General features: G+C 68.9%; 13 protein-coding genes. 3 read left to right on the top strand and 10 right to left on the bottom strand.

The window, feature by feature from the left end; translation table 11 throughout:
• The first annotated feature begins 38 nt into the window (after nt 1-38).
• On the top strand, nt 39-677 hold the full coding sequence (locus NS283_RS04610; protein ID WP_058595699.1) for a hypothetical protein: 639 nt from the start codon (nt 39-41) through the stop codon (nt 675-677).
• Here the strand turns inward: NS283_RS04610 and NS283_RS04605 are convergent.
• The 10 genes from NS283_RS04605 to pdxS all read right to left on the bottom strand — a co-directional run bounded on the left by NS283_RS04605 (nt 656) and on the right by pdxS (nt 10,854).
• Entirely contained in the window at nt 656-2,911 is a 2,256-nt protein-coding gene (locus tag NS283_RS04605; RefSeq protein WP_058595698.1) for a RelA/SpoT family protein, read from the bottom strand. The two genes, NS283_RS04610 and NS283_RS04605, sit on opposite strands and share 22 nt — an antisense overlap.
• A 65-nt stretch (nt 2,912-2,976) precedes the next feature.
• Nucleotides 2,977-3,963 (bottom strand): protein translocase subunit SecF, encoded by a 987-nt coding sequence (secF, locus tag NS283_RS04600; RefSeq protein WP_058595697.1) that lies wholly within the window; start codon nt 3,961-3,963, stop codon nt 2,977-2,979.
• The gene (gene secD, locus NS283_RS04595; RefSeq protein WP_058595696.1) at nt 3,963-5,669 is read right to left on the bottom strand and encodes a protein translocase subunit SecD; all 1,707 of its coding nucleotides are present in this window, start codon (nt 5,667-5,669) and stop codon (nt 3,963-3,965) included. The genes secF and secD overlap by 1 nt, the downstream gene beginning before the upstream one ends.
• 48 nt (nt 5,670-5,717) lie before the next feature.
• Complete coding sequence (locus NS283_RS04590) at nt 5,718-6,179, bottom strand: preprotein translocase subunit YajC (RefSeq protein ID WP_058595695.1); 462 nt, start codon at nt 6,177-6,179, stop codon at nt 5,718-5,720.
• Between the two features lie 94 nt (nt 6,180-6,273).
• On the bottom strand, nt 6,274-7,317 hold the full coding sequence (gene ruvB, locus NS283_RS04585) for a Holliday junction branch migration DNA helicase RuvB (protein WP_058595694.1): 1,044 nt from the start codon (nt 7,315-7,317) through the stop codon (nt 6,274-6,276).
• Nucleotides 7,310-7,930, bottom strand: a complete 621-nt coding sequence (gene ruvA, locus NS283_RS04580; protein WP_058595693.1) for a Holliday junction branch migration protein RuvA — start codon at nt 7,928-7,930, stop codon at nt 7,310-7,312. The genes ruvB and ruvA overlap by 8 nt, the downstream gene beginning before the upstream one ends.
• Before the next feature lie 9 nt (nt 7,931-7,939).
• Nucleotides 7,940-8,542 carry a crossover junction endodeoxyribonuclease RuvC gene (ruvC, locus tag NS283_RS04575; protein WP_058595692.1) on the bottom strand — a complete coding sequence of 201 codons (603 nt, stop codon included), beginning with the start codon at nt 8,540-8,542 and terminating at the stop codon, nt 7,940-7,942.
• A gap of 48 nt (nt 8,543-8,590) precedes the next feature.
• The gene (locus NS283_RS04570; RefSeq protein ID WP_058595691.1) at nt 8,591-9,349 is read right to left on the bottom strand and encodes a YebC/PmpR family DNA-binding transcriptional regulator; all 759 of its coding nucleotides are present in this window, start codon (nt 9,347-9,349) and stop codon (nt 8,591-8,593) included.
• Between the two features lie 10 nt (nt 9,350-9,359).
• Nucleotides 9,360-9,980 carry a pyridoxal 5'-phosphate synthase glutaminase subunit PdxT gene (gene pdxT / locus NS283_RS04565; protein ID WP_058595690.1) on the bottom strand — a complete coding sequence of 207 codons (621 nt, stop codon included), beginning with the start codon at nt 9,978-9,980 and terminating at the stop codon, nt 9,360-9,362.
• Nucleotides 9,970-10,854, bottom strand: coding sequence for a pyridoxal 5'-phosphate synthase lyase subunit PdxS (pdxS, locus tag NS283_RS04560; RefSeq protein WP_058595689.1), 885 nt, complete (start codon nt 10,852-10,854; stop codon nt 9,970-9,972). The genes pdxT and pdxS overlap by 11 nt, the downstream gene beginning before the upstream one ends.
• A 118-nt stretch (nt 10,855-10,972) precedes the next feature.
• On the opposite strand from pdxS, the gene NS283_RS04555 reads away from it, so the two are divergent.
• Both NS283_RS04555 and pdxY read left to right on the top strand, forming a co-directional pair.
• Nucleotides 10,973-12,313, top strand: a complete 1,341-nt coding sequence (locus tag NS283_RS04555; protein ID WP_058595688.1) for an aminotransferase class I/II-fold pyridoxal phosphate-dependent enzyme — start codon at nt 10,973-10,975, stop codon at nt 12,311-12,313.
• Nucleotides 12,310-13,164, top strand: a complete 855-nt coding sequence (gene pdxY / locus NS283_RS04550) for a pyridoxal kinase PdxY (RefSeq protein WP_058595687.1) — start codon at nt 12,310-12,312, stop codon at nt 13,162-13,164. Before NS283_RS04555 ends, pdxY begins: the two co-directional genes overlap by 4 nt.
• Nucleotides 13,165-13,268: the final 104 nt, after the last annotated feature.

The following is a 13,268-nucleotide window of genomic DNA, read 5'->3' as shown; positions in this document are numbered from 1 at the left end:
GGCGGGAACGGGCGACACCCTCGCGTCAGACTGACGTGATGGTGTCGCCTTTTCTGTTCTTCCCGGGCGAGCGTCTCTCGCTTGCCGAACTCACGGCGGCGTGCCTCGACGGCGTCCTGGTCGCCATCGGCGAGGGGTACATGCCGGCGGACGCGGCCGAGACGACGTGGATGCGAGCACGCAGCCTGGGCCCCCTCACGGGCGAGCGTCTCGCGGCGGTGCGCCTGAGCGCGGCGTGGGTCCACGGTGGCGCGCTGGCAGAGCCCTACCCGCACCACCTTCAACGTGCGAGCGGTCGACGTGCGCGGATGGCGGGAGCCGGTCGGGTGGTGTACCACGACGTCCTGCTCGATCCCGTCGATGTCGTCGAGATCGGAGGGGTGGCCGTGGCGACGCCGACACGCACGCTCGCCGATCTCTCGCGCCTCGGGCACCACGAGGCGGCGGCCCAGTGGGCCCGCTCCGACCCCGCTCTCGCGGAGCAGGCGAGACAGTGGATCCTCGACCGACCCCGGGTCCCCTACGGTCGTCGCGCCCTCGATGTCCTCGACGGCATGATGCTCGCCGACGCGCTGCCTGGGGATGCCGCGCACGAAGACGCCTCGGGCGACGACCCGCCCCCGACGACGCGTGGAAGGCTAGGAAGCGGCGAGCGTCACGACGAGGTGACGCGGTAGACGTCGTAGACGGCGTCGATGCGTCTCACGGCATTCAGGACCCGATCGAGGTGCACGGTGTCGCCCATCTCGAAGACGAACTTGCTCAACGCGAGACGATCGTTCGAGGTCGACACGGTCGCCGACAGGATGTTGACGTGGTGCTCGCTGAGGACGCGCGTGACATCGCTCAGCAGTCCGGAGCGATCGAGCGCCTCGACCTGGATCTGGACGAGGAACAGACTCTTCGTGGTCGGCGCCCACTCGACGTCGATGAGCCGGTCGGGATCTTCCTTCAGCGACTTCACATTCGTGCAGTCGCCGCGGTGCACGGAGACGCCGCTGCCGCGCGTGACGAATCCGACGATGTCATCGCCCGGCACCGGGGTGCAGCACTTCGCGAGCTTGACGAGGATGTCGGGGGCTCCGCGGACGAGAACGCCCGAATCGCTGTTGCGCGGGGTGCGACGGCGACCGACCTGCGGCAGGTCGATCGGACCGGTCGAGGTGTCTTCCTCACTGACCAGCGCGGTGACCTTCTCGATCACCGACTGCGTCGAGACGTGGCCTTCCCCGACCGCAGCGTAGAGCGCTGAGACGTCCTCGTAGTGGAACTGTCGCGCCACCTCGGTGAACGAGTCCTGGCTCATCAAGCGCTGCAGCGGCAGGTTCTGCCGGCGCATCGCGCGGGCGATGGAGTCCTTCCCCTGCTCGATCGCCTCTTCGCGGCGCTCCTTCGTGAACCACCCGCGGATCTTGTTGCGCGCGCGGGTGCTCTTGACGAATCCGAGCCAGTCCTGACTCGGACCCGCGTCGGGGTTCTTCGACGTGAAGACCTCGACGACATCGCCGCTCTGGAGGGCCGTCTCGAGCGGCACCAGACGACCGTTGACCTTCGCACCCATCGTGCGGTGCCCGATCTCCGTGTGCACTGCGTACGCGAAGTCGACCGGCGTGGCTCCCGCGGGCAGCCCGATGACCCGGCCCTTCGGGGTGAAGACGTAGACCTCTTTCGCGCCGATCTCGAAGCGCAGCGAATCGAGGAACTCCCCCGGGTCGGCGGTCTCGGCCTGCCAGTCGGAGATGTGCGCGATCCACGCCATGTCGGCGTCGACGGCCTTGGCATCCGCCTTTCCGCCCGCCATGCGCTCTTTGTACTTCCAGTGCGCCGCCACGCCGAACTCGGCCTGCTGATGCATCTCGTGCGTGCGGATCTGGATCTCGACCGTGCGCCCGCCGGGACCGATCACCGTCGTGTGCAACGACTGGTAGAGGTTGAATTTCGGTGTCGCGATGTAGTCCTTGAAGCGCCCAGGAAGCGGGGTCCACCGCGCGTGGATCGCGCCCAGCACCGCGTAGCAGTCGCGCACCGTGCCGACGAGGATGCGGATGCCGATGAGGTCGTAGATGTCGTCGAACTCGCGACCTCGCACGACCATCTTCTGATAGACGGAGTACAGCTGCTTCGGCCGGCCCATGACGCGACCGCGCACGCGGAGCTCGCGGAGATCGGCGTCGACGGCGTCGATCACGTTCTGCACGTACTGCTCGCGTTGCGGGGTGCGCTGCTTGACCAGGCTCTCGATCTCGGCGTAGAGCTTCGGATGCATCACGGCGAACGAGAGGTCTTCCAGTTCGCTCTTGATGGCTTGGATGCCGAGACGGTGCGCGAGCGGCGCGTAGATCTCGAGGGTCTCGGTGGCCTTCTTCGCTGCCTTGTGCGGGGGGACGAAGCCCCACGTACGAGCGTTGTGGAGGCGGTCGGCCAGCTTGATGAGGAGCACGCGGATGTCTTTCGACATCGCGACGATCATCTTCCGGACCGTCTCGGCCTGCGCACTGTCGCCGTATTTGACCTTGTCGAGCTTGGTGACGCCGTCGACGAGCATGGCGACTTCGTCGCCGAAGTCGGCGGCCAGCTCGTCGAGGGGGTAGCCGGTGTCCTCCACGGTGTCGTGGAGCAGTGCGGCTGCGATCGCCTTGGGCCCGAGGCCGAGTTCGGCGAGGATCTGCGCCACGGCCAGGGGGTGCGTGATGTACGGCTCGCCACTCTGGCGCTTCTGACCGTCGTGCGCCTTGTCGGCGACCGCATAGGCGCGTTCGATGATGCCGAGATCGCCCTTGGGGTGGTGCGTGCGGACCGTGCGCAGGAGCTTGTCGACGTCGTCGCGACGCGCGGCGCGGGAGAAGATGCGCGGAACGAGCCGTCGAAGCGACGACGGCGGCGGCGGAGCGGAGGCCGTGGTCTCGGTCATCGGTGCCCTCCCCCGTCGTGACGTCAGTCGATCAATCCTACGCCCGGCGGAGCGGGCCCCCGCCGTCAGGCGGGGACGCCCGCCTTCTCACGCGCGGACCGCACGCGAGCGTCGCGCTGAGCGATCGCCGGCTCGCGCTCACGCAGCAGGGCGTAGAGCGGAACGGCGACGAAGAGCGTCGAGTATGCGGCGACGAGGGTCCCCACGAAGATCGACAGCGAGATGTCGCTCAACGTGCGCGCCCCCAGAGGCACACCGATGAAGAGAATCGCGCCGATCGGCAGGACGGCGACGACCGTCGTGTTGATCGACCGGATGAGGGTCTGGTTGGCGGCGAGGTTGACGGACTCCGCGAAGGTGCGCCCGGATATCTCTCCGTCTTCCCTCGTGTTCTCCCGCACCTTGTCGAACACGACCGTCGTGTCATACAGGGCGTACGACAGGATCGTCAGGAACCCGATGACGGCGGCCGGCGAGATTTCGAATCCGAAGAGGGCGTAGATCCCGACCGTGATGACGAGCACGTCGACGAGGCCGATGATCGCCGCGACCGACATCTTCCACGTGCGGAAGTACAGCGCCAGGATGAGGAAGGTCAGGGCGAGGAAGATCGCGAGACCCCACAACGACTGGCGCGTGACGTCCGCACCCCAGGTCGCTCCGATGAAGGAGTTGGTGACCTCGGACGTGGGCACCTTGTACGCGTCGGCGAGGGCGGCTGACACGGCCTGCGTCTCGTCGTTGCTCATCTGGTCGGTCTGCACGCGGACGGCGGAGTCGCTGATCACAGTGACGCGGGTCGTCGCTCCCGGGACGACCGAGGTCACGGCCTGCGTCGCGAGCGACTGGTCGAACGTGGACGGATTCGACACCGTGAACTGCGAGCCACCGGTGAACTCGATCGAGAACTGGATGGGCCGCGCGAGGGGCACGAGAGCCGCGCCGATCACGAGGAGCGCGGCGATGAGGAACCAGATCCGGCGACGCTGGACGAACGGGAAGGAGGTCTTCCCGGAGTAGAGGTCGTTACCGAGCTGCGTCATGGAGCGCATCAGTCGTCTCCCTCCTTCGTCGAGCGGCTATCGCCGCGGGCGGCGGCGAGCTCGGCCTGCTTGCGTTCCGCGATCGTCTGGCGACGCTGGGCCTCGCCGCGCGAGCGCTTGGTACGGCCGCTGTCGGCGATCGGCGCCCGGAACTGCGCGCGACCGCGGTAGACGGCGCCGAGGGCTTCGGGGTCCATGCCGGACAGGGGGTGCCCCGAGCCGAAGAACCGCGTGCGGGCGAGCAACTGCATCACCGGGTGAGTGAACAGGATGAAGATCACGATGTCGATCGCGGTCGTGAGCCCCAGGGTGAAGGCAAAGCCTTTCACCGTGGCATCCGCGAGGATGTAGAGCACGACGGCGGCGAGGATGTTGATCGACTTCGAGATGTAGATCGTGCGCTTGGCGCGCGACCACCCGTCCTCGACCGCGGCCGTGATCGACTTGCCGTCGCGCAGCTCGTCTCGTACTCGTTCGAAGTAGACGATGAACGAGTCCGCCGTGAAGCCGATCGTGATGATGAGGCCCGCCACACCGGCGAGCGACAGGCGGAAGCCCATGCGCCAGGCCAGGATGCAGAGCATCACATAGGTGAGCACGGCCATCACGCCGAGCGACGCGATGATCACCGTTCCGAGCGCGCGGTAGACCACGAGCGAGTAGACCGCGACGAGTGCCAGACCGATGAGACCCGCGATGAAGCCGACCTGCAGCTGCTGGGAGCCCAGGGTTGCCGAGACAGTGTCGGAGCTGACGACATTGAAGCTCAGGGGCAGAGCGCCGTACTTCAGCTGGTCGGCCAGCGCCTTCGAGGACTCCTGCGTGAAGCTGCCCGTGATGCTGGGGCGGCCGTCGAGGATGATGCCGTTCATCGACGGAGCCGACAGGACCGAGCCGTCGAGGACGAACGCGAACTGGTTGAACGGGGCCTGCTTGCCGTAGAGGCGCTGGCTGATCTGGCCGAACTTCTCGGTGCCCTGGTCGTTGAAGACGAGGTTCACGGCCCAGCGGCCGGTGTTCTGCTCCTGGCCGTTCGTGGCATCCGCGATGTCGTTTCCGTCGATCTCGACGGGACCGAGGATGTACTTCGTCCCGTCCTGCAGGCCGCACGTGATCATCGGCTGATCCGCGGGGGCGTCGGCGGGGTTGCTCGGCGGGTTCGCGCAGTCGTACGCGAGAAATTGCGCCTGCAGCGCCGGGGTGATGTACGCCGGGTCGCTGCCGTCCGTCGGGGACGCGGTCGGCGTCGCGGGCAGATTCGGGTCCGGCGTCGGATACGGCGTCGTGTTGCCGTCGTCGCCGACGAACGTCGTGGCGGGCGAGCCGGTGAACAGCACGGGGCGCAGCTGCAGCTGCGCGGAGCTCTGGATCCGCTGACGTGTCGCCTCGTCCGCTTCGCCGGGGATCTGCACGACGATCTTGTCGCTTCCCTCGGTGGCGATGTCGGTCTCTCCGACACCCGAGGCGTCGACACGCTGGCGGATGATCGACACCGCCTGCTGAAGCTGCTCGGAGTCCGGGGCGGCGCCGTCCGTGGTCTGTGCCTGCAGGATGATCTGCGTTCCGCCCTGCAGGTCGAGGGCGAGGTCAGGGGTCCAGGAGCTCGCCTTGAAGGCGTACACGCCGAGGGCGTTGAGACCGAACAGCACCGCCGTGATGGCGAGGAGACCGGTCAGAACACGCCAGGCATGGCGGACGGGAGGAGAGGGCGCCACGGAGTCGGCTTTCTATGCGGCGGAACGGAAGAACGAACGGTCGAGGCGTCAGGCCTGCGGACGGTCCTTGTCGGTGCGGTCGGCGTCGGCCTCGGCGGCCTGACGTGCGGCGCGGTGGTCGTCGCTGATCGAGGTGATGTCGCCGTCGGCGACGCCCGCGATGTACTCGGCCTCGGTCTCTTCCGCCTCGATGAACTCGTCTTCGGTGACGGTGCCCGAGGTCGGGTCGACGATGCGGAGGACGGCCTGGCTGTGCACCTTGATGACGACGCCGGGAGCGATCTCGACGTGAGCCGGCTTGTCGAGGTCTTCAGCGTCGTACTCGACGATTGTGCCGTACAGCCCGCCCTGAAGCAGGACCTCTGCGCCGGGGACCGTCTGACGCGCCTTCTCTTCCAGCTCGAGCTTCTGCTTCTGCATGCGGCGGCGCGAGCTCCAGAACATGAAGATCAGCAGGCCGATCAGCAGAATGATGAGGCCGTACTGGCCGAAGAAGGTCGCGAAATCCATGGAGGCGGTGCACCTTTCGAGTCAGGCGCGCCGTGCGGCACTGCCTAGCGTAAGTCAAGCGGGGGTCGGGGAATCCCTCGCCGAGTATAGGTCATCACCCCTGGCTGAACCGGAGCAGGCCGTCAGGGTGGGGAGCGCCGAGGTGGTCGTACGCCTCGGGGGTGGCGACGCGCCCTCGGGGCGTGCGACCCATGAAGCCGATCCTCACGAGGTAGGGCTCCACCACCGATTCGATCGTCTCGGGTTCTTCGCCGACCGCGACGGCGAGGGTGCTGAGGCCCACGGGGCCGCCGCGGAAGCGTCGGACGAGCGCATCGAGAACGGCGCGGTCGAGGCGGTCGAGCCCGATGGCGTCGACGTCGTAGAGGTCGAGAGCGGCGCCGACGGTACGCACGTCGGCGTGTCCGTCGTCGGTGCCGGCCGAGGGCCCGTGGACGACGAGATAGTCGCGCACGCGCCGCAGCAGGCGGTTCGCGATGCGCGGCGTGCCTCGCGAGCGTCGGGCGATCTCGGACCGCGCCGTGCCGGGGAGCCCGACGTCGAGCATGGATGCCGATCGCGAGACGACCTGCTCCAGCTCTTCGGGCTCGTAGTACTCGAGGTGCGCCGTGAAGCCGAAGCGGTCGCGCAGCGGATTGGGCAGGAGTCCCGCGCGAGTCGTCGCCCCGACGAGGGTGAACGGCGAGAGGTCGAGGGGAATGCTCGTCGCCCCGGCCCCCTTGCCGACCATGATGTCGATGCGGAAGTCCTCCATCGCGAGGTAGAGCATCTCTTCGGCCGACCGCGCCATGCGGTGGATCTCGTCGATGAACAGCACCTCACCCGGGGTGAGCGATGAGAGCAATGCGGCGAGATCCCCCGCGTGTTGGATCGCCGGTCCGCTCGAGAGGCGCAGCGGTCGCCCGCTCTCGTGCGCGACGATCATCGCCAGCGTGGTCTTGCCGAGCCCCGGCGGGCCCGAGAGCAGGATGTGGTCGGGTGAGCGCTGCTGGATGCGCGCCGCGTCGAGCAACAGCTGGAGCTGCCCGCGCACCTTCTGCTGCCCGACGAACTCGGCGAGCGAGGTCGGGCGCAGCGCCCCCTCGATCGCGAGCTCGGTCTCGTCGTCGGGGGTTCCGGCGTCGCGGACGTCAGCCACCCACGGTCTCCTTGCGCGCGGGACCGAGGAGCGCGAGCGTGAGGCGCAGGAGCGCCTGCACCGAGGAGCGGTCGCTCTCGGAGGCGCCCTCGGCCACGGATGCCACGGCTTCGGCGGCTGTGCGCTCCGTCCAGCCGAGACCCACGAGGGCCTGAGTGACCTGCAGGGGCACGTGCCCGTGCGCGGCGACGGCTGCGGGGGCGGCCGCGGGGACGACGGCGAGCTTGCCGGCGAGCTGGACCACGATCAGCTTCGCGGTCTTCGGTCCGATGCCCGAGACGCGTCGGAAGGGGGCATCGTCGTCGTCGGCGACCGCCTGCGCGATCTGCGGAACCGTCAGCGACGACAGCACGCCGAGGGCGGACTTCGGCCCGACGCCGGTGACGCTGATCAGCTGCGTGAAGACCGTGAGCTCTTCGCGGCTCTCGAAGCCGTACAGCGAGAGGGCGTCTTCGCGCACGATCAGGTTCGTGTGCACATGGACGTCGTCTCCGACGTGCACGGTGCGCGCGTACTGCGAGGTGACGGCCACCGAGAAGCCCACGCCGCCCACCACGATGACGAGGGAGTCGTCGGCGACGTGGGCCGCCGTGCCGTGGAGCGAAGAGATCATGCCTTCAGCTTACGCATCGCTTCGTACATGTGTTCGAGCGACACGAGGCTGGGGAGAACGCCGCTTCTCGGCATCCCGCCACGCTCGCTGGGCGGGCGTGAGCGTCGTCTCCCCCGTCGCGGTGGCGGGACCCCCGCGCCATGCGTGGCAGAGAGCGATCGCGAGGGCGTCAGCCGCGTCCGCGGGCTGCGGCAGCGCGTCGAGGCGGAGGACGCGCGCGACCATCGTCTGCACCTGCAGCTTGTCGGCCGAGCCGTAACCGGTGATCGCCGCCTTGACCTCGCTCGGCGTGTGGGTGGCGGCCGGGATGCCGTGCTCCGCCGCCAGAAGGAGGGCGATACCGCTGGCCTGGGCGGTGCCCATCACCGAGTGGCGGTTGTTCTGCGCGAAGACGCGCTCGACGGCGACCACGTGCGGGTCGTGCGCGGAGAGGATCTCGCGGATGCCGGCGGCGATCGTCGCGAGACGCTTCTCGATCGGATCGGTCGTCGACGACCTCACGACCCCGACGTGCACGAGTGAGGCCGTCCGGTTCGGCGACACGTCCACGACGCCGATCCCGCAGCGGGTCAGGCCGGGATCGATACCGAGGACGCGGAGGGAACGAGACACGGCCCCCACGCTAAGCGCAGGGGCCGTGCTCGAGGTCAGGGCGCGCCCTTACTCGTCGTTCTCGAGTTCGGCCTGCACCTCGGGGGTGAGGTCGAAGTTCGTGTAGACGTTCTGCACGTCGTCGCTGTCTTCGAGTGCGTCGATCAGACGGAACACCTTGCGGGCGGTGTCGGCGTCGACCTCGATCTTCAACGAGGGGACGAACTCGACGTCGGCCGAGTCGTACTCGATGCCGGCCTCCTGCAGAGCGGAACGCACCGTCACGAGGTCGCTCGCCTCGGTGATGATGCCGAAGCCGTCACCGTGCGGCTCGATCTCCTCGGCACCGGCCTCGAGGGTCGCGAGCATCACGTCGTCTTCGGTCGTGCCCTCGGACGGGACGACGATGACGCCCTTGCGGCTGAAGTTGTACGCGACGCTGCCCGGGTCGGCCAGCGTGCCGCCGTTGCGGCTGAGCGCGGTGCGCACCTCGGCCGCCGCGCGGTTCTTGTTGTCGGTCAGACACTCGATGAGGAACGCGACGCCGTTGGGGCCGTAGCCCTCGTACATGATCGAGGTGTACTCGACAGCCTCGCCGCCGATTCCCGCACCGCGCTTGATCGCGCGGTCGATGTTGTCTTTGGGGACCGAGGTCTTCTTGGCCTTCAGGACGGCGTCGAAGAGGGTCGGGTTGCCCTGCAGGTCGGCGCCGCCGAGCTTGGCCGCGACCTCGATGTTCTTGATGAGCTTGGCCCACGACTTGGCGCGGCGGGCATCGACGACCGCCTTCTTGTGCTTGGTCGTGGCCCATTTGGAGTGTCCGGACATAGGTTCCAGTCTAGAACGCGGGTGCGCCCGCCCCGCGTCGCTCGCGGACATGCACGAGGAAGCGCTCGTGGAAGCGCGTCTCGCCGGTGGATTCGGGATGGAACGCCGTGCCGAGCAGTCGCCCCTGCTCGACCGCCACGACCCGTCCGTCGGGAAGGGATGCCAGGGGCTCGGCATCCGGACCCCACTCGACGACCGCGGGCGCCCGGATGAACACGGCATGGACCGGCGGGTCGCCGAGGGCGGGCACCGCGAGGTCGGTCTCGAACGACTGCGTCTGGGAGCCGAAGGCGTTGCGCTGCACGCGAACGTCGAGGCCGCCGAACGTCTGCTGGCCCGTGATCGCGCCGTCGATGCGGTCGGCGAGCAGGATGAGTCCGGCGCACGTGCCGTACATCGGCATCCCGTCCGCGATCGCCGCGCGGATCGGGTCGAAGAGCCCGAACGCGCGCGCGAGCTTGTCGATGACGCTCGACTCGCCGCCGGGGAGCACGAGGCCCTCCACGGCGGCGAGCTCCTCGGGCCGACGCACGGGTCGCGCGTCGGCGCCGAGGGCCGTCAGCACGGCGAGGTGCTCGCGCACGTCGCCCTGCAGAGCGAGGACGCCGACCCGGAGGCTGTTACCAGCCACGCTCGGCCAGGCGGTGCGGAGCGGGGAGGTCGGCGACGTTGATGCCGACCATCGCCTCACCGAGTCCGCGCGAGGCCTCGGCCACGATCTTCGGGTCGTCGTGGAAGGTGGTCGCCTTCACGATCGCGGCGGCGCGCTCGGCGGGATTGCCCGACTTGAAGATTCCCGAACCGACGAAGACACCGTCGGCGCCGAGCTGCATCATCATGGCCGCGTCGGCGGGGGTGGCCACTCCCCCGGCGGTGAACAGCACGACGGGGAGCTTCCCGGTCTCGGCGATCTCGGCGACGAGCTCGTACGGGGCCTGCAGCTCCTTGGCTGCGACGTACAGCTCGTCCTTCGTCTTGGCGCGGAGCGCGTTGATCTCGCCCGTGATCGTGCGGATGTGCTTGGTCGCCTCGGAGACGTCGCCGGTACCGGCCTCGCCCTTCGACCGGATCATTGCGGCGCCCTCGGTGATGCGGCGCAGCGCCTCGCCGAGGCCCGTCGCCCCGCAGACGAACGGCACGGTGAAGTTCCACTTGTCGATGTGATTCACGTAGTCGGCGGGCGAGAGCACCTCGGACTCGTCGATGTAGTCGACGCCGAGTTCCTGCAGGATTTGGGCCTCGACGAAGTGGCCGATGCGGGCCTTCGCCATGACCGGGATCGACACCGACGCGATGATGTCGTCGATCAGGTCGGGGTCGCTCATGCGGGCGACGCCGCCCTGGGCGCGGATGTCGGCGGGCACACGCTCGAGCGCCATGACCGCGACGGCGCCCGCGTCTTCTGCGATGCGGGCCTGCTCGGCGGTGACGACGTCCATGATGACGCCGCCCTTGAGCATCTCGGCGAGACCGCGCTTGACGCGCGAGGTTCCGGTGTCGGTCATATCCACTCCGTTCCGCGCTCGGGGCGCGATGTGCGGCGCGTCGGGTCGCGCTTCTTTTGGCTTAGGCCAAAACGTAGCATGGCTCAGGCCATAGGGTGGTTCACGACCGAGGGGGCACATGACCATCGACATCACCGGCCGGTCGGCATCCGAGATCGCCACGGATCTGCGTGAGCGCATCGAACGCGGAGAACTCGCGCCAGGAACGCTCCTGCCGTCGGTCCGGACCGTCGCGGCCGACCTCGGCGTCAACCGCAACACTGTCGTCGCGGCGTACCGGCAGCTCGCGCAGGCCGGCCTCGTCGAGGCGCGCGGGCGCGGGGGCACACGCGTGGCCGACCGCACGACCGTGGCGCAGGAGGGATACGCGCCGGACACGGTGCTGCGCGACGTCGGGACCGGCAACCCCGACCCGGCGCTCATCCCCGACCCCACGAGCGCCCTCGTCCGCTCGACCCGTCCCGTGCTGTACGGCGAACCGGTCATCGACCCGGGGCTCGAGGCCTGGGCGCGCGACTGGATGGCGGACCAGCTCGCCCACGACGATCTGCGCATCACGGTCACCAGCGGCGCGAGCGACGCGATCGAGCGGCTCCTTGCACAAGCGCTGCAGCGAGACGATGCGGTGGCTCTCGAAGACCCGTGCTTCCTCTCCGCGCTGCACACGGTGCGGACGGGAGGGTATCGCGCGATCCCGGTGGAGGTGGATACCGACGGGATGACCGTCGAGGGACTCCGTGCGGCGCTCGACGCCGGCGTGAGAGCCGTGATCGTGACGCCTCGCGCCCACAACCCGACCGGAGCGAGCCTCAGCGCCGAGCGCGCCGCGGCCCTCCGCGACGTGCTGGCGGCACATCCGTACGTCCTCGTCATCGAGGACGATCATTTCTCGCTGCTCTCCCGCGCGCCGCTCCACTCCGTCATCGGGTCAGGGCAGCGCCGGTGGGCGCGCATCCGCTCGATGTCGAAGTTCCTCGGACCGGACACGTGCCTCGCCGTCACGGCATCCGATCCCGACACCGCCGACGGACTCGCCGTGCGGCTCACGCCCGGGACGACGTGGGTGAGCCACATCCTCCAGCGCATGACGCACGCGCTCGTCACCGACGACGCCGTCCGAGCCGACATCGAGCGCGCCGCGGTCCACTACGCCGACCGCAATGCGGCGTTCGCCCGCGCGCTGAGCGAACGCGGACTGCCGGTCGCCCCGGGCGACGGCCTCAATCTCTGGGTGCCCCTCCCCGTTCCCGCGGCGACGGTGCGCAACGACCTCATGCGCCGAGGCTGGCTCGTTCGAGAGGGGGATCCGTTCTTCCTCTCCTCCGGTACGTCCGGGTCGTTCCTCCGGCTGACCGTGCACGACCTCGACGACACCGCGGCGCGGACACTGGCCGATGACATCGCCGCCGCCGCGGGAACGCGTCGACCGGCCGCTCGAGGTGGAAGGATCGACGCATGAAGGTTCTCTCGATCCAGTCCGCCGTCGCGTACGGGCATGTCGGCAACTCCGCCGCGGTGTTCCCCCTCCAGCGCATCGGCGTCGAGGTTCTCCCCGTCTACACGGTCAACTTCTCGAACCACACCGGGTACGGGGCATGGCGCGGTCCGCTCATCTCCCCCGACGACGTCGCCGCGGTCATCACCGGCATCGAAGAGCGCGGGATCTTCCCCGAGATCGACGTCGTGCTCTCGGGCTACCAGGGCGGCGAGGGCATCGCCGACGTCATCATCGACACCGTCGCGCGGGTGAAGAAGGCGAATCCGGATGCCGTCTACGCCTGCGACCCGGTCATGGGCAACGCCAAGTCGGGATGCTTCGTGGCCCCCGCGATCCCCGAGCTCCTGCGTGAGCGCGTCGTCCCCGTCGCCGACATCCTCACCCCGAACCAGTTCGAGCTCGGCTTCCTCACCGGCACGGAGCCGGGCAGCATCGACTCGACCCTCGAGTCCGCCGATGCGCTGCGCGCCCGCGGGCCGCGGACGATCCTCGTGACGAGCGTCGAGCGTCCGGACCGCGAGGCCGACACGATCGAGATGATGGTCGTCGACGACAACGGCGCCTGGATCGTGCAGACCCCGCTCATCCCGATGAAGGCCAACGGATCCGGCGACGTGACCGCGGCGCTGTTCACGGCGCACTACCGTCGCAGCGGCGGCGACGCGGCCGATGCGCTGGCGCGTACGGCATCCAGCGTCTTCGATCTGCTGACGAACACGTACGAGTCGGGTTCGCGCGAGCTGCGTCTCATCGAGTCGCAGGAGGCCTACGCCCACCCGCGCCTGCAGTTCTCGGTGCGCCAGGTGCGCTGAGGTCGCGCGTTCGCCGCCGGGATTCGTTTGCCGAAGATCGTCGGTGCTGCGCGACGCTGGTGACCATCCGAGGCAAACAGGCGAGCGGGCGTCGCTTCGTTTGG

Source organism: Microbacterium testaceum, assembly GCF_001476285.1.
In the GTDB taxonomy this organism is placed as follows: Bacteria; Actinomycetota; Actinomycetes; order Actinomycetales; family Microbacteriaceae; genus Microbacterium; species Microbacterium testaceum_B.
The sequence above is the reverse complement of the archived record's forward strand: the minus strand, read 5'-3'. Positions and strand labels throughout refer to the sequence as shown.

Excerpts from the sequence above, each read along its gene's own strand:
- NS283_RS04610 (WP_058595699.1), top strand. The coding sequence starts at position 39 with ATGGTGTCGCCTTTTCTGTTCTTCCCGGGCGAGCGTCTCTCGCTTGCC.
- NS283_RS04590 (WP_058595695.1), bottom strand. The coding sequence starts at position 6,179 with ATGGATTTCGCGACCTTCTTCGGCCAGTACGGCCTCATCATTCTGCTG.
- NS283_RS04570 (WP_058595691.1), bottom strand. The coding sequence starts at position 9,349 with ATGTCCGGACACTCCAAATGGGCCACGACCAAGCACAAGAAGGCGGTC.
- NS283_RS04605 (WP_058595698.1), bottom strand. The coding sequence starts at position 2,911 with ATGACCGAGACCACGGCCTCCGCTCCGCCGCCGCCGTCGTCGCTTCGA.
- NS283_RS04555 (WP_058595688.1), top strand. The coding sequence starts at position 10,973 with ATGACCATCGACATCACCGGCCGGTCGGCATCCGAGATCGCCACGGAT.
- ruvA (WP_058595693.1), bottom strand. The coding sequence starts at position 7,930 with ATGATCTCTTCGCTCCACGGCACGGCGGCCCACGTCGCCGACGACTCC.
- pdxS (WP_058595689.1), bottom strand. The coding sequence starts at position 10,854 with ATGACCGACACCGGAACCTCGCGCGTCAAGCGCGGTCTCGCCGAGATG.
- pdxY (WP_058595687.1), top strand. The coding sequence starts at position 12,310 with ATGAAGGTTCTCTCGATCCAGTCCGCCGTCGCGTACGGGCATGTCGGC.
- secF (WP_058595697.1), bottom strand. The coding sequence starts at position 3,963 with ATGCGCTCCATGACGCAGCTCGGTAACGACCTCTACTCCGGGAAGACC.